Here is a 24037-nt window from a genome sequence, read left to right on the forward strand (position 1 = left end):
CGGCTGGCGTCCTATTCGGAATCGACCCCGGCCAGGTCCAATACCCACTGCCGCACCACGGGTTCACCGGCGTAGAAGTCCTTCGGTTTTTTCTCCGCCATCGCCCAGCGATGCAGCCAACTGGGACCGTAGCGGCCTTCATATCCATCCGGCCGTGCATAAGCCGGGTCGCGCAGGGCTTCGTCGAGCGTGATCGTGCGATACCCACGGCGACGCACGCCGGCAATCAGTTCGACATAGCTGGCTGCATTCAATGCATTGGCATGCATCAGCCAAACCTGCGGCAGCGCGTACCCAAGCAATGCCTGCTACTGGCGCTCGTAATAGTCGACCTTGTTGAGCATGTACGGCACGTAACCTTCGCGCAGTCGACGTAGCGTGTCCTGTCGTGAAGCGACATCGACAGGCCCATCGTTTGGACCATCGCCATCGTGTCCGCTGCTGCCATCGAGCACGTTCTCGTACGCGAAGTTCCAGACCCATTCGCCGTTGTCCACCGTGACCGGTGCGACGCGATAACCATGCTTCGCCAGGAAATCGCGAATTTCCGCCTTGTCAGCCTGGGTGCGACCGGCGCGCAAGTAAGGGTGGCGAAACCAGCGTGGCTGCATGCCGCGCTTGCAGATTCGTATCGGACGTGACCCCGATGCGCTGCCACGGCAGATCGTCAATCGTGACCGCGATGCGGCGATCAGGTGTTGGCTGTTGCGCGGCCGCTATTGAAGCGACGCATAACAGCATCGCGGCTAATGCAATGCGCATTCCGCACGGATCGGAGGTCATGCTTGCACGGCTTGCTGTGCCAGCCATCAGTGCGTCTGGCTGTACAGGTCGATGATGTCCGAGATCGAATCCTGGCAAACGCTGCAGAACGCGTCGGAACGAGTGAACATCATGCATTGCAGTTGCGGGCGGTAATACCCGGTCGCCGAGTAGTTTCCACCCTGGAACGCGCCGACCGCATCGCGATATTTCGCCTTGACGAACATCGCATCGACATGCTGCTGCTCCTCATGGAACAGCGCGCTCATTTCCGCTTCCGGGCGCCGGTCCGCGCGCAACTTGGCACGACGTGCCTGGATGCCACGTTCGTAGGTTTCAAACTCCGCCTTCGGCCACGGCGTGGGCAATGGCACCACCAGGCTGGTCGGCGTGCGTTTCCATTTCAGGTTGTGTTGATTCAGCAACGCGGTCACGTTCGGTTCCCACGGTTCAACCGTGGGCTTGTCAGCGGCGGCATAGGAGACTGGCGAGGTGTAGTACTCGTCGGCCAGCGCAGCGAAGTGATGGCCAAACTCGTGCACGAACACATAGTCGCGCCAGTCATTGTCGGCGGCCACGGTGCTGAACTGGCCGAAGATCCCGCCACCGCCATAGGTCTGGCCATTGACCATGATTTCGACGAAATCATACGGCGCGTACTGCGCGAGTTCGCGGAAGGCGCGATTGTCCAGGGTCAGGATGTAGCGCTCGCTGCCGAAGATGTCGTAGCGCGCACCGGTCGAGGACGCATGGTGGATACCGGTGGACGGGCGGCTGACCCCGGATTCCGGCGTCGGCACCGCCAAGGCCCACACATTGAAATCCGCTGCGCGTTCCTTGAAGGGTGACACGCTGAACAGGCGATCGGCGAGTGCACGCGCGCGTTGTTCGAACTTGGGCATCTCTGCTGCGGTGTAGCCATCGCCGAGCAACAACAGATCAACCTTGTGCGCTGAATCGCCGTTGTGGCGAATGGCAATCGGCATTGCTGGTGCTGGCTGCGCTACGCGATCGATGTCGAGTGCGTCCGGATCCACGGTCACCGACCACGAGGGCGCGAATGCATTGGCGGCATCACGTCCATACACCGTGATCTTTACCGGCGCGGTCGGCATCGGGAACCGCAACGATTCCTGGAAGCTGCGCTGGGTGGCCTGCGCCTCGTCGGTGCTGCGCCATTCGCCAAAGATGGTGGCGTAGCCACGTGAATACAGCTGCTTGCCAGTCGCGGCATCGGCCACTTCGAACTTCTGCGAACCGCGATTGGTTGCATCGAGCGGCTGGTCTGGATTGCCCGGCCACGGCAGCGGTTCGACCACCACGCGGTCCAGTGCGTAGTGCTCGACCTTGGCATCGCCGCTGTGCTGGATATCGACGCGCAGCGTGGGCGGCGTGGCAGCGATGGCGGGCATCGATGCCATCAATATCAACGCGATCATCGACAGAAGTGTGGACAGGCGCATGGTGTTCTCCGTTGGGGGTCCGCAGCGCCTAGCGATGCGTGGACAGCAAGGTCTTGGCGGACAGGGCCTGGGCGGCGGCATCGGTGGAATCCAGCACCTTGTCGCTGACCCCCAGCCACACATACCAGTAGCGCAGGTTCTGCTGCAGCGTCTGGTTGTCGCTCAGGCTGGCAAGCTGCGTGTTCGCCTGCGCATCCGGAATGGGTGATGGGCAATCGAGCAGTTCCTGGTCCACACCGCCCAATTGGCGGAAGCACTTGGCCCAGATGTAGTCCTGCACCTCGGCGGGAACAAGGCTGCGAATCTGCACGCGGTAGGCCGGGTTGTGACGCAGGATTTCCGCAGTCACGCCCGCGCCGGTGGCGCGGTAATAGCTCGACAGTCCCCAGCGCAGGTCCTCATCCTCGATCAGCCCGAGGTCGCCGGCATCGCGCAATTCGTTGAACGTGGTGTCGTCCAGCTCGAATGGCAGGATCTGCCTCGCCTGGTAGTACGCAAGCGCAGTTTTCCACGGCGAACCATCCACCAGGGTGCCATCTTCGCCGTGGGCCAGGGCTTGCTTGCCGAAGCCGGCGACCATCTTCCAGAACGCACGGGCCTTGGCCATGTTCTGGATGTCAGCCTGCACATCGTCATGGATGCGCTTGGTATAGCGCTGGCCACGCGCGGCATCGATCCGATCCTGGTTCCAGTTGCTGACCTGCAGCGCGATCAGGATGCCGGCGATGACGATGACCAACTCGATCAGCGCCGCCGTCCAGTCGTGCTCACGCAAGCGCTGGGTGAATCGTGGAACCCGCATGTCCGTCCCCTTGCCGCACGATGGCGACCGACTTGGCGATGATGCTGTCTATCGCCCCGGCACGTACACCTGCACGCGGTTGCGGCCCTGCAGCTTGGCCGAATACAGCGCGCGGTCGGCCATCGCCACCAGCGTTTCCGGTGGCTGGGTCGCGTTCGGCACCAGTGCACTGACACCGATACTGATGGTCACGTGCGCAGACACTGGCGAATCCGGATGCGGCATTGCCACCGCTTCCACCGCGGCGCGCAGGCGCTCGGCCACGTCGCTGGCTTGCGCAAGGCTGCGGCCAGGCAGCACCAGCACCAGTTCCTCGCCACCGAAGCGCGCGACCAGGTCGTGGTCGGACTCGGCAAAACCTTCGCAGACGCGCGCCAGCTCGCGCAGGCATTCGTCGCCGTATAGATGTCCGCTGGCATCGTTGAGCAGCTTGAATGCATCGGCATCGACCAGCAACAGCGCAAGTGACTCGTTGCGGGCCGCCTGCCGGGCCCAATCGGCCTGCAGGCGTTCGTCAAAGCAGCGACGGTTGGCGATCCCGGTCAACCCGTCGCTCATCGAGATGCGTTCCAGCTTGCGGTTGGCCAACCGCAATTCATCGGCCATGCGCGCGAAGTGGATCGCGGCGGCAACAAGATACGACACCGCATCGAACACCGCGCAGGATTCGGCATCGAAGAAATCGGTGCGGTTCGATTCGAGGTTGAGCACGCCATGCAGGCGCTGGCCGTGGCGGATCGGTACCAGGTATTCGGAACGCACATAGGAATTGCCAAGGACGTAATCCGGATCGTCGTCCACGTCGGGGATCAGTTGTGCTCGCCCAGTGCGCGCGCAACGCCCGGCACCACCGCGGCCAACCGGCCACTCACCAGTGGCCGCCAGCGGCGACAGCGTCATTTCGCCGGCGTAAACCTCTTTGACGAAATGGGTGTTTTCTTCATTGAGCAGGATCACGCTGGCAATGGCCACCGGCAGCTCGGCCACGATGCAGGCGCAAATGCCCTGCAGCATCGCCTGCAAACCTTCGCCCTGCAGGGCTTCGCGGGAAATGCGCACCACGATGCGGGTCAGCGTGGCCCGCCGCGCATTCGCATCCTGCGCGAGCCAAGACTGGCCTGGCAGGTTGTTGACTGGATCGGCAGTCACCGAATCCGGCATCGACCACGCTCCTCCCCTAGGAACGCCGCCAGTCTACCCCGACGGCATTGCTGTCAATTCACAAAGATCACGGCAGGGAGGCAGCCGGCGGGGAGGTCCGGCTACAGCCCTGCCGTGCAGACTCAACGGCAGCGGAAGTAGGCGGCTGCAGGCGTGGCGTAGCTGCGGTTGCTGGCATAACCGCTGCTGTTGCCGTAGCCAACGCCAAAATCACGTTCGCGGTGGATGTGGGCCGACTGGGCACCACCGTCCCCACGGCGTGGGGTCAGGCGGCGCTCGACGTAGGCGCTCGGGCGTGGGGACTTGATGGCAAACATGTCGTTCTCCTGCTGTAATGTGTTGGTGTGCTGGTAATGTAGTACACTACGCAGACCGTCACATGTGCAGGAAGTCATGGCCCCGACCCATTCAATGGAATGGGTAGGCAATGGTTCAGCTAACCTGCCTGGAAAAATCCTTGACGTAATCAGGAATATTCGTGACTGCCAAACCGATACGCCGCTGCTTTTGGGCCGACGGCTCCGAGATCTACAACGCCTACCACGACCGCGAATGGGGTCGGCCGGTCACCGACGACATCCGCCTGTTCGAGAAGATCAGCCTGGAAGGCTTCCAGGCCGGCCTGAGCTGGATCACCATCCTGCGCAAGCGCGAGAATTTCCGCGTGGCGTTCGATGGCTTCGACTACAACAAGGTTGCCCGCTACACCGCCAACGATGTCGAGCGATTGTTGGCCGATGCCGGCATCGTCCGCCATCGCGGCAAGATCGAAGCGGTGATCCACAACGCCAGCCGCGCGATCGAGATGCAAGGCGAGTTCGGTTCACTTGCGAAATATTTCTGGCAGTTCGAAGTGGACACCAGCAAGCGTCCGAAAAAACTCACAGCTGATGTGCTGCGCAGCTTCACCACGGCGCCGGAATCCATCGCGTTATCGAAGGATCTGAAGAAACGTGGCTGGAAGTTCGTCGGCCCCACCACGATGTACGCCTTCATGCAGGCGATGGGCCTGGTCAACGATCATCAACATGATTGCTTCGTGCGCAGCATTGCGGCGGATGCGCGCAAACAGCTGTAGGCACGCAATTCCGTCGCTCAGCGCAACTCCTGCGATACATCGAAGCCATCAATGCGGCGGCCCAGCAGGGACACGGCCCAATTCAACTCAAGTGCGAGCACCGCGCAGGTGCAAGCCGCTGCCACCAACAGGCCCGTGGCCATTCCCGCCAACCAATTCGCCAGCAGGAAGCCGAGCCCACCGACTAACACGGCAGGAATCATGACCACGACCAGGGTCAGCATGTATCCAGCCATGAAGATCAAGCGCTGGCCCATCACCTCCACGCCGCGACTGCCGCTTTTCTGCGGCGTCACCCACGCCGGGAAATACAGCGTGGCGGCGAATGGCACGCACAACATCAGGCCGCACAGCGGCGGCACCAGCAGCGCCGCGCCGACGCCTGCGGTGGCGATCACGCCAGGCGTGAATTCGTCCCTGCCGCCCGCAGCTACGAAGGACAGCACGCCAACCAGCAGCAACAACCAGATGCCGAAGATCATGATCGTGGCCGGCGTCAGCAGCTCGCCCATCGCGATCTGCCTGCCGCGCAATGGCGTGGCCTTCAGAATGTCCAGGTAGTCCAGCGTGCGCTGCAGGCTGCGCTGCATCAGCATCGGCCCCATCAACAAACCCCAGCCGCCGATCATCGAGGCCGCCACGCCGATCGCCAGCAGCGCGGGCTTCATTTGCGGATTCGCAGCAAGCCACTGCACACCCGCGAACACGACTACGCAGGCAACCAACCATGTGCGCAGGCGATAGATCGACCCCGCTGCAATCAGCCCCTTCCACAGGAAGGCCAGTGGCGGTAGCCCGTTCGCCGCCAGTTTGAATGGTTCGCTGCGCGGCTTGGTCGGCAGGCGTTGGCGCATGCGGCCATCGCGCATCGCTGCCACGCGCTTGGCACGACGGCCAGCATGGGCAATAGATGCTTCTTCGAATGAGACCTGCGCACGCACGACCCAAACGTAATGCAGGACCAGCAATGCAAGCGCTGGCGGCAACGCGCGCAGGAAGGCGGCCGTATCGCTGGCGAAGATCGGCCCCAGCGCCCAATGGAACGGCATCAGCAACCAGGACAGGGGCGCAGTGCCGACGATGCCCTGGAACCAGGCACGCAATGCATCCAGGCTAGACCACGTACTCGCTTCCGGCCAGTGCAGCTGCGCGCGCATCGGCCACCAGCAGGCGAACACCACCAGCAGTGCAATGCCCGCCACAGCTACCCGACGCGGCCAGCTGTGCAGGCCGAAACCCGCCAGGCGATTACGCGTGAAAGAACCCGCCAACATGTGCATCCTGGCCATCGACAACAGCAACCACAGGCCAATCGCGTATTGCAGCGGGTGGCCGTTCAGTGCGGTGCCCCGGCGCAACAGAAAGCCGAGCAGGAACGCGGAAAAGAAGATCCCGAGTTGCGAACGCAACAGGTTGAACTGGATGAGGGTGGTACGGGTGAGCGGCGCGGGGAACAGGAAGTCGATTTCGGTTTCGCTGAATCCAAGCTTCGCCTCGTCACCCGAGACCAGCCAGTCCACCAGCATGAACAACGCCAGCACGATCGCGGCCAATGCGGAAAGATCGACCAGCACATCAGGTGATGGCGTAAATGCAGTTCGTGCGTGCCCGTCCTTGAACATGTGACGGAATACGAAGGCATACAGATAAGCGGCGCCAGCCACTGCACCCAGCAGATACTTGGGTTGGCGCAGGCGCAGCAGGCGCTGGCGCAGGTTGTTGTAGAGCGACGTCGCCTGCAGGTAGACGAACGCGCCCACCACCGCGCCTAGCCGGTTGGCTGGTGCAGCCGCGCTCACGAGCGACCGCTTTCCGTGTCGCCGGTGGCGCGGAAGAACACGTCTTCCAGGCTGCCCTCGCCGTCCACCGCGTAATGCGCGCGCACCTCGGCCACCGAACCATCGGCCAGCTTGCGGCCATCCTTGAGGATCAGCAGGTGGGTGCAGACTTCCTGGACCAGATCCAGCAGGTGCGAGCTGAGGATGATTGCTGCGCCCTCGGCAGCGAGCCGGCGCATGCTGTTCTTCATCCGGCGGATGCCGTAGGGATCCAAACCAGTCAGCGGTTCGTCCAGCACCACCACGCTCGGCGCATGCAGCAGGCCGCAGGCAATCGCCAGCTTCTGCTTCATGCCGCGCGACAGTTCGGCAGGCAACAATTTGCGCTTGTCGCCCATTTCCAATTCATCGAGAAGTGGCTGCGCCCGTTCCTTCCAATCGGCCACGCCATACAGGCGCGCGACGAAATTCAGGTGCTGCTCGACGGTGAGATGGTCGAACAGACGCGGCTCGTCCGGGATGAAAGCCAGCTGGCGCTTGGCCGCGACTGGATCGGCAGCGACATCGACACCACCGATGCGCGCATGTCCCAACGTGGCCGGGATGATCCCGGCCAGGCAACGCAGCGTGGTGGTCTTGCCCGCGCCGTTAGGCCCGACCAGCCCCAGGACTTGCCCGGCACCGACCCGGAACGACAGGTCGTCGACGGCGGTGAACTGTCCGTAGCGCTTGCTGAGGTTTTCGACTTCGATCATTCGTTCGCATTCCGATGATGGCTTGAAGTGGGCAGGCACATCGCTGCTGCGTGCAACGCCCCGCAATAAGCATGAAGTTTGCGCGCGGTCGCATTGCAACTGCAAGGCGACAGCCGATGCGCAACACCACCAGTCCCGGCCGCACGCCGGGACTGGGTTGCCATGTGTGCGCGTCAATGGCACAACGGCACGGCATTCTCGCCCAAGGGAAAAACCCGATGCGCCGATTCGCTGTCTTGTTGCTGGCCCTGTCCTGCACCATTACCGTCCACGCCGCCAAACCCGTCGCCCGCATGCGGGTCGCCTTTGATCGCGACGGCGTCAATGCACTGCAGGCTCAAGGCATGGCCGATGTCGCCGCTGGTCGCACAATCACTGTAGATGATCCGGTACGGATCGCATCGATCAGCAAACTGGTGACGACGATTGGCGTGATGCGCCTGGTCGAGCAAGGCAAATTGAATCTCGATGCCGATGTATCCAAGCAACTTGGCTGGACGCTGCGCAACCCTTCGTTCCCGGATCGCGCGATCACACTGCGGATGCTGCTGTCGCACACATCGAGCCTGACAGATGGCGCCGGCTACTGGAATGTGCCACTCGGCAGTGAATTGCGAACGCTTACCAATGACCCGAAGGCGTGGGACAGCGCGCATGCACCGGGCATGTATTTCCGCTACACCAACCTCAACTTCCCGCTGGTCGCGCAATTGATGGAACGCGCAACTGGCGAACGCTTCGACCTGCTGATGCGGCGACTGGTCCTGGAACCGCTGAAGCTGGATGCCTGCTTCAACTGGTCGGGCTGCAGCGACAAGGCGATCCAGCACGCAGTGGTGTTGTATGACGACAAGGGCACCCCGCAGAAAGACGACCTGCACGGCGTGCGACCGGATTGCCCGGTGATCGTGGCCGACCACGAGGCCTGCGACCTCGCCCGCTCAAAACCCGGCAGCAATGGCGCGTTGTTCTCGCCACAAGGCGGCCTGCGCATTTCGGTGCGCGACCTCGCCAGGATCGGTCGCCTGCTGCTCAACGACGGCACGCTCGACGGCGTGCGAATCCTCAAGCCGTCATCGGTGCGCATCCTCACCACGCCGGTGTGGACATGGAACGGCAGCAACGGCGAGATCGGCGAAGACGACGAACCCAACCGCGGCGGCTTCTTCTGCAGCTATGGCCTGGCGATGCAGCACCTGGCCAGCGGCGATGGCAAACACTGCCGCGACGACCTGTTCGGTGATGGCCGCAAACGCATCGGACATAGCGGAAATGCGTATGGCCTACTGAGCGGACTATGGGTCGACCGCGAACGCGGCAACGGCGTGGCCTACTTCGCCACCGGCGTGGCGAATGATTCCAGCGGCGCGCATTCGGCGTTCAGTGCCATCGAAGAGCAGGCCGCCGCGGGCTGGTAGCTGGTCGTTCACCCCGCGCCGACCGCCGCCACCCCAGACTGGAACCGCATGACCGCATCCAATATCGCCCTGCTGATCGCCGCGCTGGGCTTCGCCATCCTGTTCCTGCAGCCCCGCCTGTTGCGCTCGCAACTGTGGCAGGCCACGGTCACGCCGCTAGCCTCGATCATTGGCTCGGGTTTCCTGGCCGCCGGCCCGATCCTTGCGCACGCGGCGGGTCGATGGGCGGCATTGGCGATGCTTGGCCTGTGCAGCATCGCCTACCTGTTCGGTTCGGCGATCCGCCACAACATCGTGCACGTGGAGCCCGAGTTCGCCGACAGCCCCGGCGTGCTGGTCGCCGGAATTGAGCGCGCATCGGAAATCGCGTTGTCGCTGGCCTACTTCGTGTCGGTCGCCTATTACCTCAACCTGTTCGCCGCGTTCGGACTGCGGCTGGGCGACATCATTGATCCGTTCTGGATCCGCGTCGTGTCTACTCTAGTGATTGCCACGGTTGGCATCCTGGGCTTGCGTGGCGGCCTTGATGCACTGGAGCGCCTGACACTGGGCGCGGTGAGCATCAAACTGGCATTGATCGGCGCATTGCTGACCGCCTTGCTGGTGGCCACGCTGATCGCGATGCATACCGGCACGTTCGACTGGCCGGCGTTGCAGCATGCCCGTGGCACGCACGAACTGCGCATGCTGTTGGGGCTGGTGATCCTGGTGCAGGGCTTCGAAACCTCGCGCTATCTCGGCAGCGCCTACGACGCCAACACCCGCGTGCGCACCATGCGCTGGGCGCAATGGCTGTCGACCGCGATCTACCTCACCTTCATGCTGTTGATCACGCGCTACTTCAGCGGCAACCTGCCGGCGGAAGGCGGCGAAACCGCGATCATCGACATGCTTGCTCCGCTTGGCGCGCTGGTGATGCCGGTGATCGTGATCATGGCGCTGGCCTCGCAGCTATCCGCCGCCGTCGCCGATACCAGCGGCGCAGGCGGGCTGATTGCCGAATCCACCAGCAAGCGCATGCCGGTCAACATCGGCCACCTCGTCACCGCGCTTGCGGCCATCGCCATCACCTGGCTGGCCGACATCTACCAGATCATCACCTACGCCAGCCAGGCCTTCGTCGCCTACTACGCACTGCAGTCGCTGCAGGCAATGTTGTCGGCGTGGAAGCTGGGCCGCAAGTGGCGTGCAGCGATCTATGCGGTCGGCATCGTGATCGCGCTGGTGGTGGTCGTGTTTGCGGTGCCTGCGGAGGGATGAGCGATTAACGCCCCCGTTGCCGGGTTCTCACCGCCGTAACGGGGAACGGCATCTAATCGCCGCCAGCCCGCCATCCAGGATCGACATGTCCCCGTCCATCGCCTCGCCCGTGCCCTCTCTACTCAACAAAGTTCCGGCGGTGACCCTGTTCTTCTGGATCATCAAGGTGATGGCGACCACGGTCGGCGAGACCGGCGCGGACTTCCTTATATTCAACGTCAAGCTGGGATTGACCACCACATCGTTGCTGATGGGCGGCGTACTGGTGGTCGCACTTGCAGCCCAGATCGCGGCGCGGCGCTACATCCCCTGGCTGTATTGGGTGGCGGTGGTGCTGATCAGCATCGTCGGCACCCTGATCACCGACAACCTGACTGACAATTTCGGGGTTGCACTTCTAACCAGCACGCTGGCCTTCGGCGCGACCTTGATCGCCGTCTTCGCGACCTGGTATGCCAGCGAACGCACGCTCTCCATCCATACAATTGTTACGCGCAAGCGCGAACTGTTTTATTGGGCGGCGATCCTGATCACCTTTGCGCTGGGCACCGCAGCCGGCGACCTGGTCGGCGAACGCTGGGCGTTGGGTTACCTCGTGTCTGGCCTGATCTTCGCCGCCGGCATCGCCGCGGTTGCGATTGCCTACTACGTGTTCAAGATCAGCGAGGTCTGGGCGTTCTGGCTGGCCTATATCCTGACCCGGCCACTGGGCGCCTCATTCGGCGACCTGCTGTCGCAATCGCGGGCAGACGGCGGACTGGGACTGGGAACCACCAGCACCAGCGTGACGTTCCTGGTGGTGATCGTGGTGCTGGTGACCTACCTCAGCATCAGCAAGCGTGATGTGGATACGGTTGCCGGGTAGTACTCGCTGCAGTTGGTGCAGGCCAAGCTGTCGCGACGTCAACCTGGGTACCTGGACCTTCGTTGCCGTCTGGGTGGACGCGCCGCGTCCTACACAGCACGCAGCCGGAGGTTCACATGCAAACGCGCCCGCAGCTCATCGGATTGATCGTCCTCGCGGTTCTCGCCGTCACGGTGGCTGAGGCACAAACCTTCCGCCAGCGCCTCGAAAACGCACGCACGGCCTCGCTGCAACCTGCCGCCACGCTTGCACCATTGCCGCCCGGCGCACGCGCATTGCGCGATATCGCCTACGGCAGCGACCCACGACAGCGCTTCGACGTCTACCTACCCGCGCAACCACGCAACGCACCCATCATCCTCATGGTGCATGGCGGCGGCTGGGCATTCGGCAACAAGGACAGCCCTGGCGTGGTGGAAAACAAAGCCGCGCACTGGCTGCCGAAGGGCTATGTGCTGGTATCCGCCAACTACCGCATGCGCCCGGACACAGCACCCCTGGACCAGGCCCGCGATATCGCCCGTGCATTGGCCAAGGTGCAAGAACTCGCGCCCGAATGGCAGGCCGATCCATCGCGCGTCGTTTTGATGGGCCACTCCGCCGGCGCACATCTGGTCGCCCTGGTCGGTGCCTCATCGAAGCTATGGCGCGAAGCCGGCGCACAACGCCCGCGCGGCGTGGTGTCGCTGGAGAGCGGCGCGATGGACGTGCCGGCAATGATGGCGCGCCGCTTCAAGCTACCGCTGTACGAACTCGCATTCGGCGATGACCCGAAGCAATGGACCGCCGCATCGCCCTACCACCAGCTCACCCGCTACGCCCTGCCGATGCTGATCGTGTGTTCCAGCCAACGTCGCGATTCATGCCCGCAGGGGCAAGCATTGGTCGACAAGGCCAAGACCTTGGGTGTGGTGATGACGGTGCTGCCCGAGGATCTTTCGCATGGAGAGATCAACAAGGAGTTGGGGAAGCCGTCGGCTTATACGGAGGCGGTGGATGGGTTTTTGGTGGAGGTGGTGGCTCCAAGTAAATAGTTCGGTTTTGCCAGTTGGTTCGAAGAACCGCTATCCTGGAATCAGGGGGTAGCAATGGCATTTTGGTGGGTCAATCACAAGCAGACCCGCGACCACGAAGTCCGTGGCGGCTACTTGTGGTCGCCCATGCGTAATGCCAATGGCGCATTCAACCAAACATACGAAAACATGAAGCTGGTCCGTCCTGGAGACGTCGTCTTCTCCTACGCAGATGGCTACATCGGCGCAATCGGCCAAGTTATAGAGGGCGCATCTGCCAGCCCGAAACCTACAGAATTCGGCAATGTGGGTGACTATTGGTCACACGAAGGCTGGCTCGTTAGCGTGTACTTCTCGGCGGCTCCTCGGCCGCTTCGGCCATCGGTTCATATTCAGTCGATTGGCCCATTCCTACCAGCTAAATATTCACCAATTCAGCGCAATGGCCACGGAAATCAGGGCTGCTACCTAGCTGGAATATCCGATTCGCTCGGCCATATTTTATTGACCCTGTTGGGTGTCGAGGTTAGGCCAGAATTCTCATCCCAGTCATTCGTCGCCGAGCCTGAACCAAGGACTGAGGTCCTGGATGATTTGCACGCAATCGACGTCGACAGGACCCTCCTGGAAACACAACGACTCCAACTTTCAAAAGCTCGCATCGGCCAAGGACTCTTTCGCAAATGCGTAATGTTGGTTGATCCTCATTGCAGGGTGACAGGTGTTCAGGATTCCCGCCTACTGATTGCAAGTCACATCAAGCCTTGGCGCGACTCAACTAATGCCGAACGCATTAGCGGCTTCAACGGCATCATGCTGTCCCCGCATATCGATGCACTCTTCGATGATCGTTTGATTTCTTTTGAGAATGATGGGCAGATGCTTGTACATCGATCATTGAGTGATGATGTACTTAACCGATGGTCAATTTCGAAGAAAACTAAAGTCGAAGCATTCCGACCCGAACAATCAATATTCTTAAATCATCACAGGACAGCCTTTGCGGCGAAAGCGGCATAGAAAAAAATGGCAACTGTCAATTTCAAAAATGCGGCAACCACATAAACGTGAACGCCCCAAACGTACCTAGAAGCGTGAATGCAGCACTCAACGCCAGCACACCCGCTGCGGTGAACTGCATCGCCCGCCCGCCCTTCTCGGCACGGAAGTACAGCTCGGCGATAGCCAGCGGGATCAGATAGCAACCGAATACCCAGATCGAATCGAACGTGCCATCCAGCCGCTCGGTGTTGCCGTTCGGGCCCTGGTTGATGATCACCCAGGCCATCAGGCCCAGCCGCAATGTCCACACACCGCTGACCAGCAGGAAGGCGCGGATCGCCCAGCGCCGGTGTTCGGCGAAACGGCGCTGCATTGCCAGTCGCCATGCCATGGTCACGGCCAGCAGGATCAGGACGCCGTTCAAGGTGATCGCGGCTGCGGACACATCGCTCAGGCGTGAGCCGCGCACCCAGACCATGTAGAAGCCACTGATCGCGGCCAGCAGGGACAACACCATGAACGTGCGGCCTGCCCAGCGATGCCAGGACGGATAGCTCCGGCGTATTGCCGGCACCAGTTGCAACAAGCCCACCAGATTGATGATGGCCGCGGCCAACACATGCCCCAGCAACATCGCGTTGCCCGCGGTGTCGCCTTGAATGTAGCCGGTGATCAGGCGCGTGCCGTCCACGCTGGCCGCATCGGCGCCCATCAGCGGGCGTACCAGCGTCCAGGCGATGTAGGTGGCGAACAGCCATTGGCCGGCCAATGCAGCAAGGAACCAGGCACGTGCGGACCAGGGCAGCAGGCGCGTGCTTGCTTGCGGCGTGGAGATAGTCGAGGCCATGCGGAGACTTCCGTTTTGGGGAGCCCCGACGATGCGTGAGTGCGCGCCGTTCGTCCTGCCGGATTCCGATTCCGGCAACCACTCGTGACTTTTGGACGGGGCGCCCGCTGCGCTACGGCAGCATGATGGAGCTGCTTCCGCACGCGTGATTGCCTTATGAATGTCTCGACTCCAGTCTTGCAGGCCACTGCCCTGTGCCTGTCGCTGCTGTGGCTGGTACTCGCGCTGGCCAACCGGCCGCGCCGCCCGCTCAACATCGTGTGGGCGCTGTTCTGTGGTTCGATCGCGATGTTCATGGCGCGCGGGCTGGTCGGTCCTGATGCGGGGACGTGGTACGTGCTGTTCGGTGTTGGCGCCTGCTTCACTTGCAATGGCTTCTGGCTGGTTGCGCGTGCGCTGTTCCGCGAGGGCCGGCCGTTCAGGGCATCGCACATGGGATTTGTCGGACTGGCGGGGGTGCTGATCATCCTGTCCCAGTTCGGCATGCATACGCCGCTTGCGCAGGCCCTGGATGAAGTGCTCAGCCTGCTCAGTTCGACCACCCTGGTGCTGGCGTTCTGGGAAGGCTTACGTGGCTGGTCTAGCCAGCGTGGCATGGAACGCGTGATGCGCGCTGTGTTCATGGTGACCTATGGCGGCTGTGTCGGCATCGCACTGTTGCTGCCGATCTTGCTCGGTCCGTCCAGCGGCGCGGGTGCGCTAGGCGCTGCTGCAGCGGCCGCAACCATTGTTTTCGTGATGCAAGGTTTGGTGGCCTGGCGAATGCGGCATCCGCTGGAAGGTCATGTGCACGTCGATGCAGATGCATCGTGCGAAGCGGAGGCGACATCGCGACTGGGCGTCATCGACGTGCCATGCATCGACACGACCAGTGATGCGGTCATCCGCGATGAGGACGCCGCGCTCGCTCGTGAACTAGAACAGCACATGCGCACGCAACAACCGTTCCTGCAGCCGGAGCTCAAACTCAGCCACCTGGCGCAGGCGCTGGATGTGAGCGAATACCGGATCAGCCGCGCCATCCACGACGTGCTTGAACATCGCAACATCAGCCAGTACGTGAATGCGTTTCGGCTGGAGCACGCGCAGGCGCTGCTGGCCAATCCGGACTGTGATGCGTGGTCGACGCTGGTGATCGGGCTGGAAAGTGGTTTTGGATCGCTGGGTGCGTTCCATCGCGCGTTCAAGACAGCGACCGGGTGTCCGCCCGGTGAGTTCCGTGCGGCGCGGCAGGTGTCGGTGGCGATGCATGCCACGTGCGTGGGTGTTGGTCGGTCCTGACGGCCGGTGTTTTCAAGCGGTACTCATGACGAAGGCGGCCAGTGGCCGCCTTTTCTGTACAAGAGCGCCCTCACCCCAGCCCTCTCCCGCTAGCGGGAGAGGGAGCAAAGCGATCACACCCCAATCGGATTCGGCTTCTCCGCATCGATCTTGTACAGCTTGATCGCGCGGGCCACGTCTTTGGCGGTCATCTTGCCGTCGGCGGCCAGCGCGGCTACGGCGGCGTGGGCGACGTAGTAGCGGTCGACCTCGAAGAAACGGCGCAGGTTGGCACGGGTGTCGCTGCGGCCGAAGCCATCGGTGCCCAATACGCTGTAGCGCATCGGCACGTATTCGCGGATCTGGTTGGCGTGGTGGCGCACGTAGTCGGTGGCTGCAATCGCAGGACCCTGGCGGCCTTCCAGCAGCGCGGTTACCCAAGGCTTGCGCGGGGTCTTGGCTTCGGGGTGGAACCTGTTCCAGCGTTCGGCATCCACGCCATCGCGGGACAGCTCGACGAAGCTCGGGCAGGACCACAAATCCGACTTGATGCCGAAGTCGGCATCCAGCAGGTCGGCAGCGGCAATTACTTCGCGCAGGATCGTGCCGCTGCCCAACAGTTGCACGCGCAGTTCGCCCTTCTTCGGCTTGCCACCGTCCTTGAGCAGATACATGCCCTTGATGATGCCCTCGGCGCTGCCTTCCGGCATCTCCGGGTGGGTGTAATTTTCATTCATCAGCGTGATGTAGAAATACTCGTCGCGCTGTTCGGCCAGCATCCGCTGCATGCCGTATTGCACGATGGTCACGACTTCGTATGCGAAGGTGGGATCAAAGCTGCGCACGTTGGGGATGAAACTGGCCTGCACCTGCGACTGCCCGTCTTCGTGCTGCAAGCCTTCGCCATTGAGCGTGGTGCGGCCGGCGGTGGCACCGAGCATGAAGCCGCGCGCGCGCATGTCGCCTGCCTGCCAGGCGGAGTCGCCGACGCGCTGGAAACCGAACATCGAGTAGTAGATATAGAACGGCAGCATCGCCAGGTCATTGGTGCTGTAGCTGGTCGCCAGCGCCAGCCATGACGAGAACGCACCGGCTTCGGTGATGCCTTCCTCCAGCACCTGCCCGGCCGCGTCTTCACGGTAGAACATCAGCTGGTCGGCATCCACTGGCTTGTACTTCTGGCCCTGCGGCGCATAGATGCCCAACTGGCGGAACATGCCTTCCATGCCGAAGGTGCGCGCCTCATCAGCAACAATCGGCACGCAGCGCGGGCCGATCGTCTTGTCGCGCAGGATGATGTTCAACATCTGCACGAATGCCATGGTGGTGCTGTTCTCACGCTCGCCGCTGGACTTGAGCAGGCGCTCGAACGTCGCAAGCGGCGGCACTTCGAGTTGCTGCGTGGCCTTGCGCCGGCGCTGCGGCAAATAGCCGCCGAGCTGTGCGCGGCGTTCACGCATGTATTCGAGTTCGGGCGACTTTTCGTCCGGGCGGAAGAACGGCACGGCGCCGTCCTTGAACTGGTCGTCGTCGATTTCCAGCTTGAAGCGGTCGCGGAATGCGCGCACCGCGGCATCGTCCAGCTTCTTGGTCTGGTGGGTCGGGTTGAGCGCCTCACCCGCCGCGCCCATGCCATAACCCTTGACCGTCTTGGCCAGGATCACGGTGGGCAAGCCCTCGGTTTTCACCGCCGCGTCGTACGCTGCATACACCTTGTGCGGGTCATGGCCACCACGGTTCAGGCGCCAGATGTCGTCGTCGCTGAGGTTGGCGACCATGGCCAGGGCTTCGGGGTGTTTGCCGAAGAAATGTTCACGGGTATACGCGCCACCGAACGCCTTGCAGTTCTGGTACTCGCCGTCGACGGTATCCATCATGATTTTTTTCAGGACGCCATGCGTGTCCTTGGCCAGCAACGGATCCCAGTAGCTGCCCCAGATCGTCTTGATCACGTTCCAGCCGTGGCCCCGGAACGCGGCTTCCAACTCCTGGATGATCTTGCCGTTACCGCGCACCGGGCCATCCAGGCGCTGCAGGTTGCAGTTGACGACGAAAATCAGATTATCGAGACCTTCGCGGCCGGCCACGCCAATCGCGCCAAGGCTTTCCGGCTCGTCGGTCTCACCGTCGCCGAGAAAGCACCACACCTTGCGGTCAGTCTTCGGCATCAGCCCGCGCGCTTCCAGGTACTTCCAGCTGCGCGCCTGGTAGATCGCGGCCAGCGGGCCAAGGCCCATGCTGACGGTCGGGGTCTGCCAGAAGTCCGGCATCAGCCACGGGTGCGGATAGCTGCTGATGCCGCGACCATCGACTTCCATGCGGAAGTTGTCGAGCTGGGATTCGCTGATGCGGCCTTCCATGAACGCACGTGCGTAGATGCCCGGTGAACTGTGGCCCTGCAGGTACAGCAAATCACCCGGGTGATCCGCGCTGGGTGCGCGCCAGAAGTGATTGAAGCCGACGTCGTACAGCGTTGCCGACGAGGCGAAGCTGGCGATGTGGCCGCCCAGGTCGCCCGGCTTGCGGTTGGCACGCACCACCATCGCCATCGCATTCCAGCGGATCATCGAACGGATCCGCCATTCCAGGTGTGCATCGCCCGGCAGCTTCGGCTCCAGGTGACTGGGAATGGTGTTGATGTATTCGGTGGTGGGCGCGAATGGCAGGTTGGCGCCGGCGCGGCGGGTCAGTTCGACCATGCCTTCCAGAAGCTGGTGCGCGCGATCCGCGCCGTCATGATCGATGACCGCCTTGATCGATTCGATCCACTCCCGCGACTCGGTCGGATCTGGATCGTTCTGCAGTATCTCGTTGAGCCAATTCATGTGCGCTCCGGGTCAGGCGGGGATCGTCAGGACCCTGAGTCTAGCAAGCGTCCGGCCAGTTTCCATGGCGCGCTGCGGGGTAAATGAGTTTTTACCCGTATGTAATTATTCAACTGCAACGACAGTCCAGCTCCCCGACAGATCAGAAATCCCTGCAAGCCTATGACAACCGGTTTCATGAATCATGTTGCGTCTACTAATTATTTAGTACTAAGATAGCCGTACATCCTCTTCCTGCCGAGACGCATGCCCACTCCCAATCCCACCGAAGGCGAACTGGCGATCCTGCGCGTGCTGTGGCCGCGCAAGACAGCCATGACCGTGCGCGAAGTGCACGCCGAGTTATCGAAGCACAAGGACACCGCCTACACCACAGTGCTGAAGATGTTGACGATCATGGCCGACAAGGGCCTGCTCCGCCGCGATGAATCCGAGCGCAGCCACACCTACCTGGCCGTGGACGCAGAGCCCGTCGTGCAGCGTTCGTTGGTGAAGGACCTGGTTCGGCGGGCGTTCTCGGGGTCGGCGATGACATTGGTGCAGCGTGCGCTCGACGACGACACAGCCAGCCTCGAAGAGCTCGACCAGATCTCGAAGCTCATCGCCCAAGCCAAGGCGAAGCGGAAACGCTGATGGACGTGGTCGCGCTGCTGCCTTGGCGACTCGCGCCCGCGCTGGTGACGGCCCTGCTGCATTCGCTGTGGCAGGACACGCTGCTGGCGCTCATTGCGGTGATTGCGCTGGACGCATTGTCGCAACGCGACGCCGCAACGCGACATAGCGTAGCGATGGGCGTGTTGACCGCCATGGTGTTGGTGCCCTTCGCCACGTTCCTGCGCTTACTGCATGCACCTGCGGCTGCACAGGCAACTGGCTGGTTACCCGCACTGACGCCGCCGGAACTGGATGCCGCCACCGGGCAATTCGTGCAGCAATCCGACTTGGTACCGGCCGTGCTCGCGCTGCTGTGGTTGTGCGGCGTCGGCGTAATGCTGCTACGGCGCTTCGCCGGCTGGCGGCTGGTGGCCAACCTGGATCGCCATAATTTCTCCTGCTTGCCACAGGACTGGCAGCAGCGCTTCGAGGTTTTGCGCGATGCGATGGGTATCACCCGGCGCGTTGCGGTGCGGCTGTCGCACGAACTCGTTGGTCCCTTCACCGCGCGCCTGCTGTGGCCGGTGATCTGGTTGCCGCTGTCGCTGCTGACACAGCTGCCGCGTGAGCAGTTGGAAGCGCTGCTGGCTCATGAGCTGGCGCATATCGCACGCCTGGACTGGCTCTGGAATGGCCTGCAATGCGTGATGGAATCGCTGTTGTTCTTCCACCCCGCAGCGTGGTGGCTGGGTCGGCGTATCCGGCAGGAACGCGAGCACGCTTGCGACGATCGGGCGGTGGCAGTTTGTGGGGACGCCATCGCACTCGCCGAAGCCCTCGAGCAACTCGAGCGGCAACGGCATATTCCCCCACAACTTGTACTTGCAGCCCAAGGAGGCTCACTCATGAAACGCATCACCCGATTGTTGGCGGCACCACCTGCGCGTGCGCGCTGGGGTGCGGCCATCGGCACCGGCGCACTGGTGGTCTCAGGCGTGTTGCTGGTCACCCAGCTCGGGCTGGCCAAACAGGGACGCCAGGGCATCCACATCAGCACCACCACCGACGGAGTGCTTGGCCCGGGCGACACCCGCGAGATCTCCGCATACGCCAAGGACGGTTGGCGTCACTACACCGTGTCAGTAGGCAAGGACGGCAAGGTGACCGAGACCCTCGAGGTCGAAGGCAAGCCGACGCCCGTGACTGCGGATACACAGCGCTGGATCGCCGAGACCCTGCGCTTGAACATGCCGCCGCCGCCTCCGCCTCCGCCGCCCGCACCGCCACCGTCCCTGGGCGCACTGCCGATGCCGCCCCCGCCGCCGGACATCCATGATCTGGCGATGTTCAAGATCCTCATGCAACGCGTCGTCGCTGATCAAAGCGTGATGGCGAAGTTGGGCAGCCCTGCCGTGCTTGCGTCGAAAGACGTGAAAGGCAGTATCGAAATCGGCAACGGTGCGCGGCCCGATGGCGATGCGAATGTCACGTTCAAGCTCCGCGGCCCGAAAGGCCAGGCCGATGTGCACGTGAATGCGCAGCTGACCGAAGGCGAGTGGTCGATGGATCGCGTGGACTTCGAAAGTGCCGTGCGCTGAGTTTTTTTGAGTTCTAGTACTAACTCTTTAGTAGACATCCACAGTGAGCCAACCGCGGCGCTGCCGCTTCAAAAGGAATGCCCATGTTCAAGCGCTACCTGCTTACCCTCGCCCTCACCCTGTGCGTGACGCCCGCGTTCGCCCAGCATGATCCCAAACCCGTTCCGGTCGACGCCACCACGCGCAAGGCGGTGATTGCCGAGTTGTCCTCGCAACTCAACACCAACTACGTATTTCCCGATGTCGCTGCGCAACTGGCCACCGCGCTTGCCGCCAAGGAAAACAGCGGCGGTTACTCGCAGGCGACGGACAGCAGCACCTTCGCCGATGCGTTGACGAAAGACCTGCGCATGCTCGGCAAGGATGACCATTTCGCCGTCGGCTACGACCCTGATTTTCGCGCTTCGCCGCCCGATGCGGTGCCTGATGCCGAGACGTTGCAGGTCATGCGCCGGGAAATTTCCAGCCACGGCTTCGGCATCGATAGCGTCAAACGCCTGCCCGGCAACGTCGGCTACCTGGAACTGCGAGCGTTCGGCCCCACGCAGATAGTCGCAGCGGCGATCTCGGGTGCGATGACGATGCTTTCGGGCACCGATGCGCTGATCCTGGACCTGCGCCGCAACGGCGGTGGCGAGCCCGAAACCGTGGCCTACCTGATGAGCCACTTCTTCTCAGCCGGCGATGAGCGCCATCTCAACGACCTGTACTTCCGGGTCGGAGACACCACCCACCAGTACTGGACAAGCGCCGCGGTTGGCCCGCGCTACACCCGCCCGGTGTATGTGCTGACATCGGGACGCACGTTCTCCGGTGGCGAAGAGTGCGCGTATGACTTCCAGACCCAGAAGCGCGCCAAGATCGTCGGCGAAACAACTGGTGGTGGCGCCAATCCCGGCGACGGCTACGCCATCAGCAAGGGCTACGCCGCGTTCATCCCGAATGGTCGCGCCATCAACCCGATCACCAAGACCAATTGGGAGCACGTTGGCGTCATCCCGGACATTGCAGTGCCAGCTGCCGATGCACAGAAAGTCGCGCATGCGGCAATCCTGCGCGATCTCATTGCCGCGGCGAAGGACCCGGATGAGAAGAATCAGCTGCAGGACATCCTCAAGGACGTCGAAGCAGGCGTGGTTGCGGTGCCGGTGTATACAAAGCGCCAATGAGGTGACAACCCGCCACCGGGCTTGAAAATCCGGTGGCGTCGCGTCAAGCCTCTGGACGCGTGTTCCATGCTGCAATCAATCCCGCAGCGCACCAGTCCTGCAGGTAGCCGAGCACGCGCGCTGGCACGCCTTCGACGGGATGGGTGATCGCCATCAGTTCGCACAGTTCGGCGAAGCTGCCGCTGTGCCGGCAGCAATCGAATGCGGCTGAGCTGTCGTGCTCCAACGAACGGAAGCGGCCGACACCGTCTTCATCGCGCCACAGCACCCAATCGACGGCGTCTTCGATGCCTGCATATGCAGGCGGATCCTGATCGGCCTTGATCGCCTGCCAGATCGCCACGCTTCCATGTCGCGCACGATGCACGCGCACGCTGCGATGCAAGCGCACACGCATTGCAGGCCACTGTTCGGGCGGTATCACCTGCAGTTGTGTCCAGTTGGCGCGCGGATCATCGGCGGCATCGAAACTGTCCAGCAGCAGGCGTTCGAAGCGGGCCAACTCGGCCAGTTGCGGATGCCTGCGGAACTGTTCGGTTTCGGCAAGGAATGCTGGCAGCGCATTGCCGAAGTCGCGCAGCGAGCGCACGCGCGATGGATGTGCATTGATATAGCCCTTGCACAGCGCTTCCCAGAGCTCGTCACCCAGGTATGCCCCGAGAACAGGGTGATCGTTCTCGAGTGCTTCGCGCAGGCGCGCGCCGTAGGCATTCGCGTAGATGCGTAGCCCGGTTGCTGCAGGCAGGCGACCGACATCGACCGCCTGTTCCAGGTCTTTATCCGTATTGCCGCGCAAGTGCGCGATGAACTGGCGTTGCAACTGCGCCAGGTCGAGGTCGATGACGCTCATGTGGCGTGGGCAACACTGGCACGCGCGAAAGTGACGCGGGCCTGGTCGAGTTCGCCGAGCAATTCCTGCAGCGGCGGAAAATGATCGTCGCGCTCGATCATGGTGCTGATCGGGCCGAACTTGCGGATCGCGCGTTCGTACAGCGCCCAGACTTCGCTTGGCACGTCGTGATCGTGGGTGTCGATGCAGTAGTCGCCATAGTCGCTGTGCCCAGCCAGATGGATCTGCCAGACCCGATCGGCGGGAATGCCATCGAGGTAGGTATTCGGGTCGAAACCCTGGTTGCGCGCACTGACCTGGATGTTGTTGACGTCCAGCAGGATGCGGCTGCCAGCGCGACGCGCGACTTCGGCGACGAAGTCCCATTCGGGCATCCGTGACTGGCGGAATTCGACATAGCTGCTGAGGTTTTCCAGCAGGATTTCGCGACCAAGGAACTCCTGCACCTGCTGCACGCGCGAGACCACATGCGCGATCGCGGCTTCGTCATAAGGCAAGGGCAACAGGTCGTGGCTGTTGATGCCGTCCACGCCAGTCCAGCACAGGTGATCGGAAACCCACGCCGGCTGGATCTCGCGCGCAAGCTCACGCAGCCCGCGCAGGTAATCCATGTCCAGCGGATCGGTGCTGCCGATCGACAGCGACACGCCATGCATCACTACCGGCCAGCGTTCGCGGATGCGATGCAGGTAGTGGCGTGGCTTGCCGCCGGCCACCATGAAATTTTCCGAAGTGACTTCGAACCAATCAACATTCGGAGCGTTCGCCAACACCTCATCGAAATACTGGGTGCGCAAACCAAGCCCGAAACCCAACCAAGGCCTCACCTTCGGCGCATGCTCGCAGGAGGTGGGCCCGGCGGACGGTCCCTGTGCAGTCTTGGGGGAGAGCAGGCCGTATTGCATGTGCATGCGTGCCAGCGAACCAGGATCAACCCGCGCTGGTGCTGCCGCCGATGTTGCTGCAGCTAGCCGCCGGCAACATCACGAAGCCCTGGCCCTTGCAGCTGCCCTGGCCCTTGCAGGCGTTGTTGGCAGTGTGGCAATCGTTGTGACCTTTGCACTGGTTGATCCCGAAGCACTGGATCTGGCTGGATGCGGCAACCTTCATGCTGCTACCGGCATCGATCACCTTGCCGCCGACATCGCCACACGCGGCTGCGGTGGCGCCCACGAAACCCTGGCCCTTGCAGCTGCCCTGGCCCTTGCAGGCATTGGCGGCGGTCTTGCAATCGTTGTGGCCCTTGCATTGGTTCACGCCGGAACAATGCACCAGCGCAACTTGATCGACCGCTGCCTTGGCCATTGACTTGTCCTTGCCGCCAGCAGCATTGGCGGGCGTGCTCAGCGCAAGGCCAGCCGCAAGCATGGCAAGGGTAGCGCCGGTCAGTGCAGTGGAGCTCTGCGCAGCAATGGTATGAGCGTTCATGGGATTTCCTCGAGTGGGATAGGCAGCCGGGCAGTCCGGATGCGGGAACGGCGTGAAGCAAGCGCGGTTGATGCGGGTTGATGCGGCATGCCGGCGATGGATCATGCCG

At 62.5% G+C, this 24037-nt stretch carries 23 protein-coding genes; 10 read left to right on the forward strand and 13 right to left on the reverse strand.

What is annotated here, in order from left to right; translation table 11 throughout:
• Positions 1-11: 11 nt before the first annotated feature.
• From PSV05_RS05825 to PSV05_RS05850, 6 genes are all read right to left on the reverse strand, one after another.
• Positions 12-269 (reverse strand): polysaccharide deacetylase, encoded by a 258-nt coding sequence (locus PSV05_RS05825; protein WP_300062859.1) that lies wholly within the window; start codon positions 267-269, stop codon positions 12-14.
• Positions 270-308: 39 nt separating this feature from the next.
• Positions 309-611, reverse strand: a complete 303-nt coding sequence (locus tag PSV05_RS05830) for a hypothetical protein (protein WP_300062862.1) — start codon at positions 609-611, stop codon at positions 309-311.
• A gap of 198 nt (positions 612-809) precedes the next feature.
• Positions 810-2225, reverse strand: a complete 1416-nt coding sequence (locus PSV05_RS05835) for an IgA Peptidase M64 (RefSeq protein WP_300062865.1) — start codon at positions 2223-2225, stop codon at positions 810-812.
• A gap of 28 nt (positions 2226-2253) precedes the next feature.
• Positions 2254-3027, reverse strand: coding sequence for a hypothetical protein (locus PSV05_RS05840; protein ID WP_300062868.1), 774 nt, complete (start codon positions 3025-3027; stop codon positions 2254-2256).
• A gap of 48 nt (positions 3028-3075) precedes the next feature.
• On the reverse strand, positions 3076-4188 hold the full coding sequence (locus PSV05_RS05845; protein WP_300062871.1) for a diguanylate cyclase: 1113 nt from the start codon (positions 4186-4188) through the stop codon (positions 3076-3078).
• Positions 4189-4310: 122 nt separating this feature from the next.
• Positions 4311-4505, reverse strand: a complete 195-nt coding sequence (locus tag PSV05_RS05850; RefSeq protein WP_300062874.1) for a hypothetical protein — start codon at positions 4503-4505, stop codon at positions 4311-4313.
• A 161-nt stretch (positions 4506-4666) separates the two neighbouring features.
• On the opposite strand from PSV05_RS05850, the gene PSV05_RS05855 reads away from it, so the two are divergent.
• Positions 4667-5266 carry a DNA-3-methyladenine glycosylase I gene (locus PSV05_RS05855; protein ID WP_300062877.1) on the forward strand — a complete coding sequence of 200 codons (600 nt, stop codon included), beginning with the start codon at positions 4667-4669 and terminating at the stop codon, positions 5264-5266.
• A 17-nt stretch (positions 5267-5283) separates the two neighbouring features.
• Here PSV05_RS05855 and PSV05_RS05860 read toward each other — a convergent pair whose 3' ends face one another.
• Positions 5284-7065 carry a putative ABC exporter domain-containing protein gene (locus PSV05_RS05860; RefSeq protein ID WP_300062880.1) on the reverse strand — a complete coding sequence of 594 codons (1782 nt, stop codon included), beginning with the start codon at positions 7063-7065 and terminating at the stop codon, positions 5284-5286.
• The gene (locus tag PSV05_RS05865) at positions 7062-7799 is read right to left on the reverse strand and encodes an ABC transporter ATP-binding protein (RefSeq protein ID WP_300062882.1); all 738 of its coding nucleotides are present in this window, start codon (positions 7797-7799) and stop codon (positions 7062-7064) included. Before PSV05_RS05865 ends, PSV05_RS05860 begins: the two co-directional genes overlap by 4 nt.
• A gap of 116 nt (positions 7800-7915) precedes the next feature.
• Between PSV05_RS05865 and PSV05_RS05870 the strand changes: the two genes are divergently transcribed.
• From PSV05_RS05870 to PSV05_RS05890, 5 genes are all read left to right on the forward strand, one after another.
• A complete protein-coding gene (locus PSV05_RS05870; protein WP_300062885.1) occupies positions 7916-9217 on the forward strand; it encodes a serine hydrolase domain-containing protein in 1302 nt (433 codons plus the stop codon).
• 48 nt (positions 9218-9265) lie between these two features.
• A complete protein-coding gene (locus PSV05_RS05875) occupies positions 9266-10477 on the forward strand; it encodes a hypothetical protein (protein WP_300062888.1) in 1212 nt (403 codons plus the stop codon).
• Between the two features lie 85 nt (positions 10478-10562).
• Positions 10563-11342 carry a hypothetical protein gene (locus PSV05_RS05880; protein WP_300062890.1) on the forward strand — a complete coding sequence of 260 codons (780 nt, stop codon included), beginning with the start codon at positions 10563-10565 and terminating at the stop codon, positions 11340-11342.
• A gap of 116 nt (positions 11343-11458) precedes the next feature.
• Complete coding sequence (locus tag PSV05_RS05885) at positions 11459-12376, forward strand: alpha/beta hydrolase (RefSeq protein WP_300062893.1); 918 nt, start codon at positions 11459-11461, stop codon at positions 12374-12376.
• 54 nt (positions 12377-12430) lie between these two features.
• Positions 12431-13375 carry an HNH endonuclease gene (locus PSV05_RS05890; protein ID WP_300062896.1) on the forward strand — a complete coding sequence of 315 codons (945 nt, stop codon included), beginning with the start codon at positions 12431-12433 and terminating at the stop codon, positions 13373-13375.
• A 22-nt stretch (positions 13376-13397) separates the two neighbouring features.
• Here the strand turns inward: PSV05_RS05890 and PSV05_RS05895 are convergent, their stop codons facing one another.
• The gene (locus PSV05_RS05895) at positions 13398-14204 is read right to left on the reverse strand and encodes a DUF2306 domain-containing protein (RefSeq protein WP_300062899.1); all 807 of its coding nucleotides are present in this window, start codon (positions 14202-14204) and stop codon (positions 13398-13400) included.
• A gap of 156 nt (positions 14205-14360) precedes the next feature.
• Here PSV05_RS05895 and PSV05_RS05900 point away from each other — a divergent pair, with 156 nt between their 5' ends.
• Positions 14361-15485 (forward strand): helix-turn-helix transcriptional regulator, encoded by a 1125-nt coding sequence (locus PSV05_RS05900; protein ID WP_300062902.1) that lies wholly within the window; start codon positions 14361-14363, stop codon positions 15483-15485.
• Between the two features lie 113 nt (positions 15486-15598).
• On the opposite strand, the gene aceE is transcribed toward PSV05_RS05900, so the two are convergent.
• Positions 15599-18289 (reverse strand): pyruvate dehydrogenase (acetyl-transferring), homodimeric type, encoded by a 2691-nt coding sequence (aceE, locus tag PSV05_RS05905; RefSeq protein WP_300062905.1) that lies wholly within the window; start codon positions 18287-18289, stop codon positions 15599-15601.
• A 246-nt stretch (positions 18290-18535) separates the two neighbouring features.
• Between aceE and PSV05_RS05910 the strand changes: the two genes are divergently transcribed.
• The 3 genes from PSV05_RS05910 (at position 18536) to PSV05_RS05920 (ending at position 21650) form a co-directional block, all read left to right on the forward strand.
• Positions 18536-18922: a BlaI/MecI/CopY family transcriptional regulator gene (locus PSV05_RS05910; protein ID WP_300062908.1), complete on the forward strand. Its 387-nt coding sequence runs from the start codon at positions 18536-18538 to the stop codon at positions 18920-18922.
• The gene (locus tag PSV05_RS05915; RefSeq protein WP_300062911.1) at positions 18922-20481 is read left to right on the forward strand and encodes a M56 family metallopeptidase; all 1560 of its coding nucleotides are present in this window, start codon (positions 18922-18924) and stop codon (positions 20479-20481) included. The genes PSV05_RS05910 and PSV05_RS05915 overlap by 1 nt, the downstream gene beginning before the upstream one ends.
• 83 nt (positions 20482-20564) lie before the next feature.
• Positions 20565-21650, forward strand: a complete 1086-nt coding sequence (locus PSV05_RS05920; protein WP_300062914.1) for a S41 family peptidase — start codon at positions 20565-20567, stop codon at positions 21648-21650.
• 43 nt (positions 21651-21693) lie between these two features.
• Here PSV05_RS05920 and PSV05_RS05925 read toward each other — a convergent pair whose 3' ends face one another.
• From PSV05_RS05925 to PSV05_RS05935, 3 genes are read right to left on the reverse strand one after another with little or no spacing between them, the layout of a single operon-like run.
• Positions 21694-22500 (reverse strand): DNA-binding domain-containing protein, encoded by an 807-nt coding sequence (locus tag PSV05_RS05925; RefSeq protein WP_300062917.1) that lies wholly within the window; start codon positions 22498-22500, stop codon positions 21694-21696.
• Positions 22497-23411: a DUF692 domain-containing protein gene (locus PSV05_RS05930; RefSeq protein WP_300062920.1), complete on the reverse strand. Its 915-nt coding sequence runs from the start codon at positions 23409-23411 to the stop codon at positions 22497-22499. Before PSV05_RS05930 ends, PSV05_RS05925 begins: the two co-directional genes overlap by 4 nt.
• Before the next feature lie 19 nt (positions 23412-23430).
• On the reverse strand, positions 23431-23928 hold the full coding sequence (locus PSV05_RS05935) for a hypothetical protein (RefSeq protein WP_300062923.1): 498 nt from the start codon (positions 23926-23928) through the stop codon (positions 23431-23433).
• Positions 23929-24037: the final 109 nt, after the last annotated feature.

Source organism: Thermomonas sp. (assembly GCF_029945965.1).
In the GTDB taxonomy this organism is placed as follows: domain Bacteria; phylum Pseudomonadota; class Gammaproteobacteria; order Xanthomonadales; family Xanthomonadaceae; genus Thermomonas.

What these genes read in the sequence shown, in the direction of transcription:
- PSV05_RS05825 (WP_300062859.1), bottom strand. Translation starts at nt 269, where the DNA reads ATGCATGCCAATGCATTGAATGCAGCCAGCTATGTCGAACTGATTGCC.
- PSV05_RS05830 (WP_300062862.1), bottom strand. Translation starts at nt 611, where the DNA reads ATGCAGCCACGCTGGTTTCGCCACCCTTACTTGCGCGCCGGTCGCACC.
- PSV05_RS05835 (WP_300062865.1), bottom strand. Translation starts at nt 2,225, where the DNA reads ATGCGCCTGTCCACACTTCTGTCGATGATCGCGTTGATATTGATGGCA.
- PSV05_RS05840 (WP_300062868.1), bottom strand. Translation starts at nt 3,027, where the DNA reads ATGCGGGTTCCACGATTCACCCAGCGCTTGCGTGAGCACGACTGGACG.
- PSV05_RS05845 (WP_300062871.1), bottom strand. Translation starts at nt 4,188, where the DNA reads ATGCCGGATTCGGTGACTGCCGATCCAGTCAACAACCTGCCAGGCCAG.
- PSV05_RS05850 (WP_300062874.1), bottom strand. Translation starts at nt 4,505, where the DNA reads ATGTTTGCCATCAAGTCCCCACGCCCGAGCGCCTACGTCGAGCGCCGC.
- PSV05_RS05865 (WP_300062882.1), bottom strand. Translation starts at nt 7,799, where the DNA reads ATGATCGAAGTCGAAAACCTCAGCAAGCGCTACGGACAGTTCACCGCC.
- PSV05_RS05870 (WP_300062885.1), top strand. Translation starts at nt 7,916, where the DNA reads ATGCGCAACACCACCAGTCCCGGCCGCACGCCGGGACTGGGTTGCCAT.
- PSV05_RS05875 (WP_300062888.1), top strand. Translation starts at nt 9,266, where the DNA reads ATGACCGCATCCAATATCGCCCTGCTGATCGCCGCGCTGGGCTTCGCC.
- PSV05_RS05880 (WP_300062890.1), top strand. Translation starts at nt 10,563, where the DNA reads ATGTCCCCGTCCATCGCCTCGCCCGTGCCCTCTCTACTCAACAAAGTT.
- PSV05_RS05885 (WP_300062893.1), top strand. Translation starts at nt 11,459, where the DNA reads ATGCAAACGCGCCCGCAGCTCATCGGATTGATCGTCCTCGCGGTTCTC.
- PSV05_RS05890 (WP_300062896.1), top strand. Translation starts at nt 12,431, where the DNA reads ATGGCATTTTGGTGGGTCAATCACAAGCAGACCCGCGACCACGAAGTC.
- PSV05_RS05895 (WP_300062899.1), bottom strand. Translation starts at nt 14,204, where the DNA reads ATGGCCTCGACTATCTCCACGCCGCAAGCAAGCACGCGCCTGCTGCCC.
- PSV05_RS05900 (WP_300062902.1), top strand. Translation starts at nt 14,361, where the DNA reads ATGAATGTCTCGACTCCAGTCTTGCAGGCCACTGCCCTGTGCCTGTCG.
- aceE (WP_300062905.1), bottom strand. Translation starts at nt 18,289, where the DNA reads ATGAATTGGCTCAACGAGATACTGCAGAACGATCCAGATCCGACCGAG.
- PSV05_RS05910 (WP_300062908.1), top strand. Translation starts at nt 18,536, where the DNA reads ATGCCCACTCCCAATCCCACCGAAGGCGAACTGGCGATCCTGCGCGTG.
- PSV05_RS05915 (WP_300062911.1), top strand. Translation starts at nt 18,922, where the DNA reads ATGGACGTGGTCGCGCTGCTGCCTTGGCGACTCGCGCCCGCGCTGGTG.
- PSV05_RS05920 (WP_300062914.1), top strand. Translation starts at nt 20,565, where the DNA reads ATGTTCAAGCGCTACCTGCTTACCCTCGCCCTCACCCTGTGCGTGACG.
- PSV05_RS05925 (WP_300062917.1), bottom strand. Translation starts at nt 22,500, where the DNA reads ATGAGCGTCATCGACCTCGACCTGGCGCAGTTGCAACGCCAGTTCATC.
- PSV05_RS05930 (WP_300062920.1), bottom strand. Translation starts at nt 23,411, where the DNA reads ATGCACATGCAATACGGCCTGCTCTCCCCCAAGACTGCACAGGGACCG.
- PSV05_RS05935 (WP_300062923.1), bottom strand. Translation starts at nt 23,928, where the DNA reads ATGAACGCTCATACCATTGCTGCGCAGAGCTCCACTGCACTGACCGGC.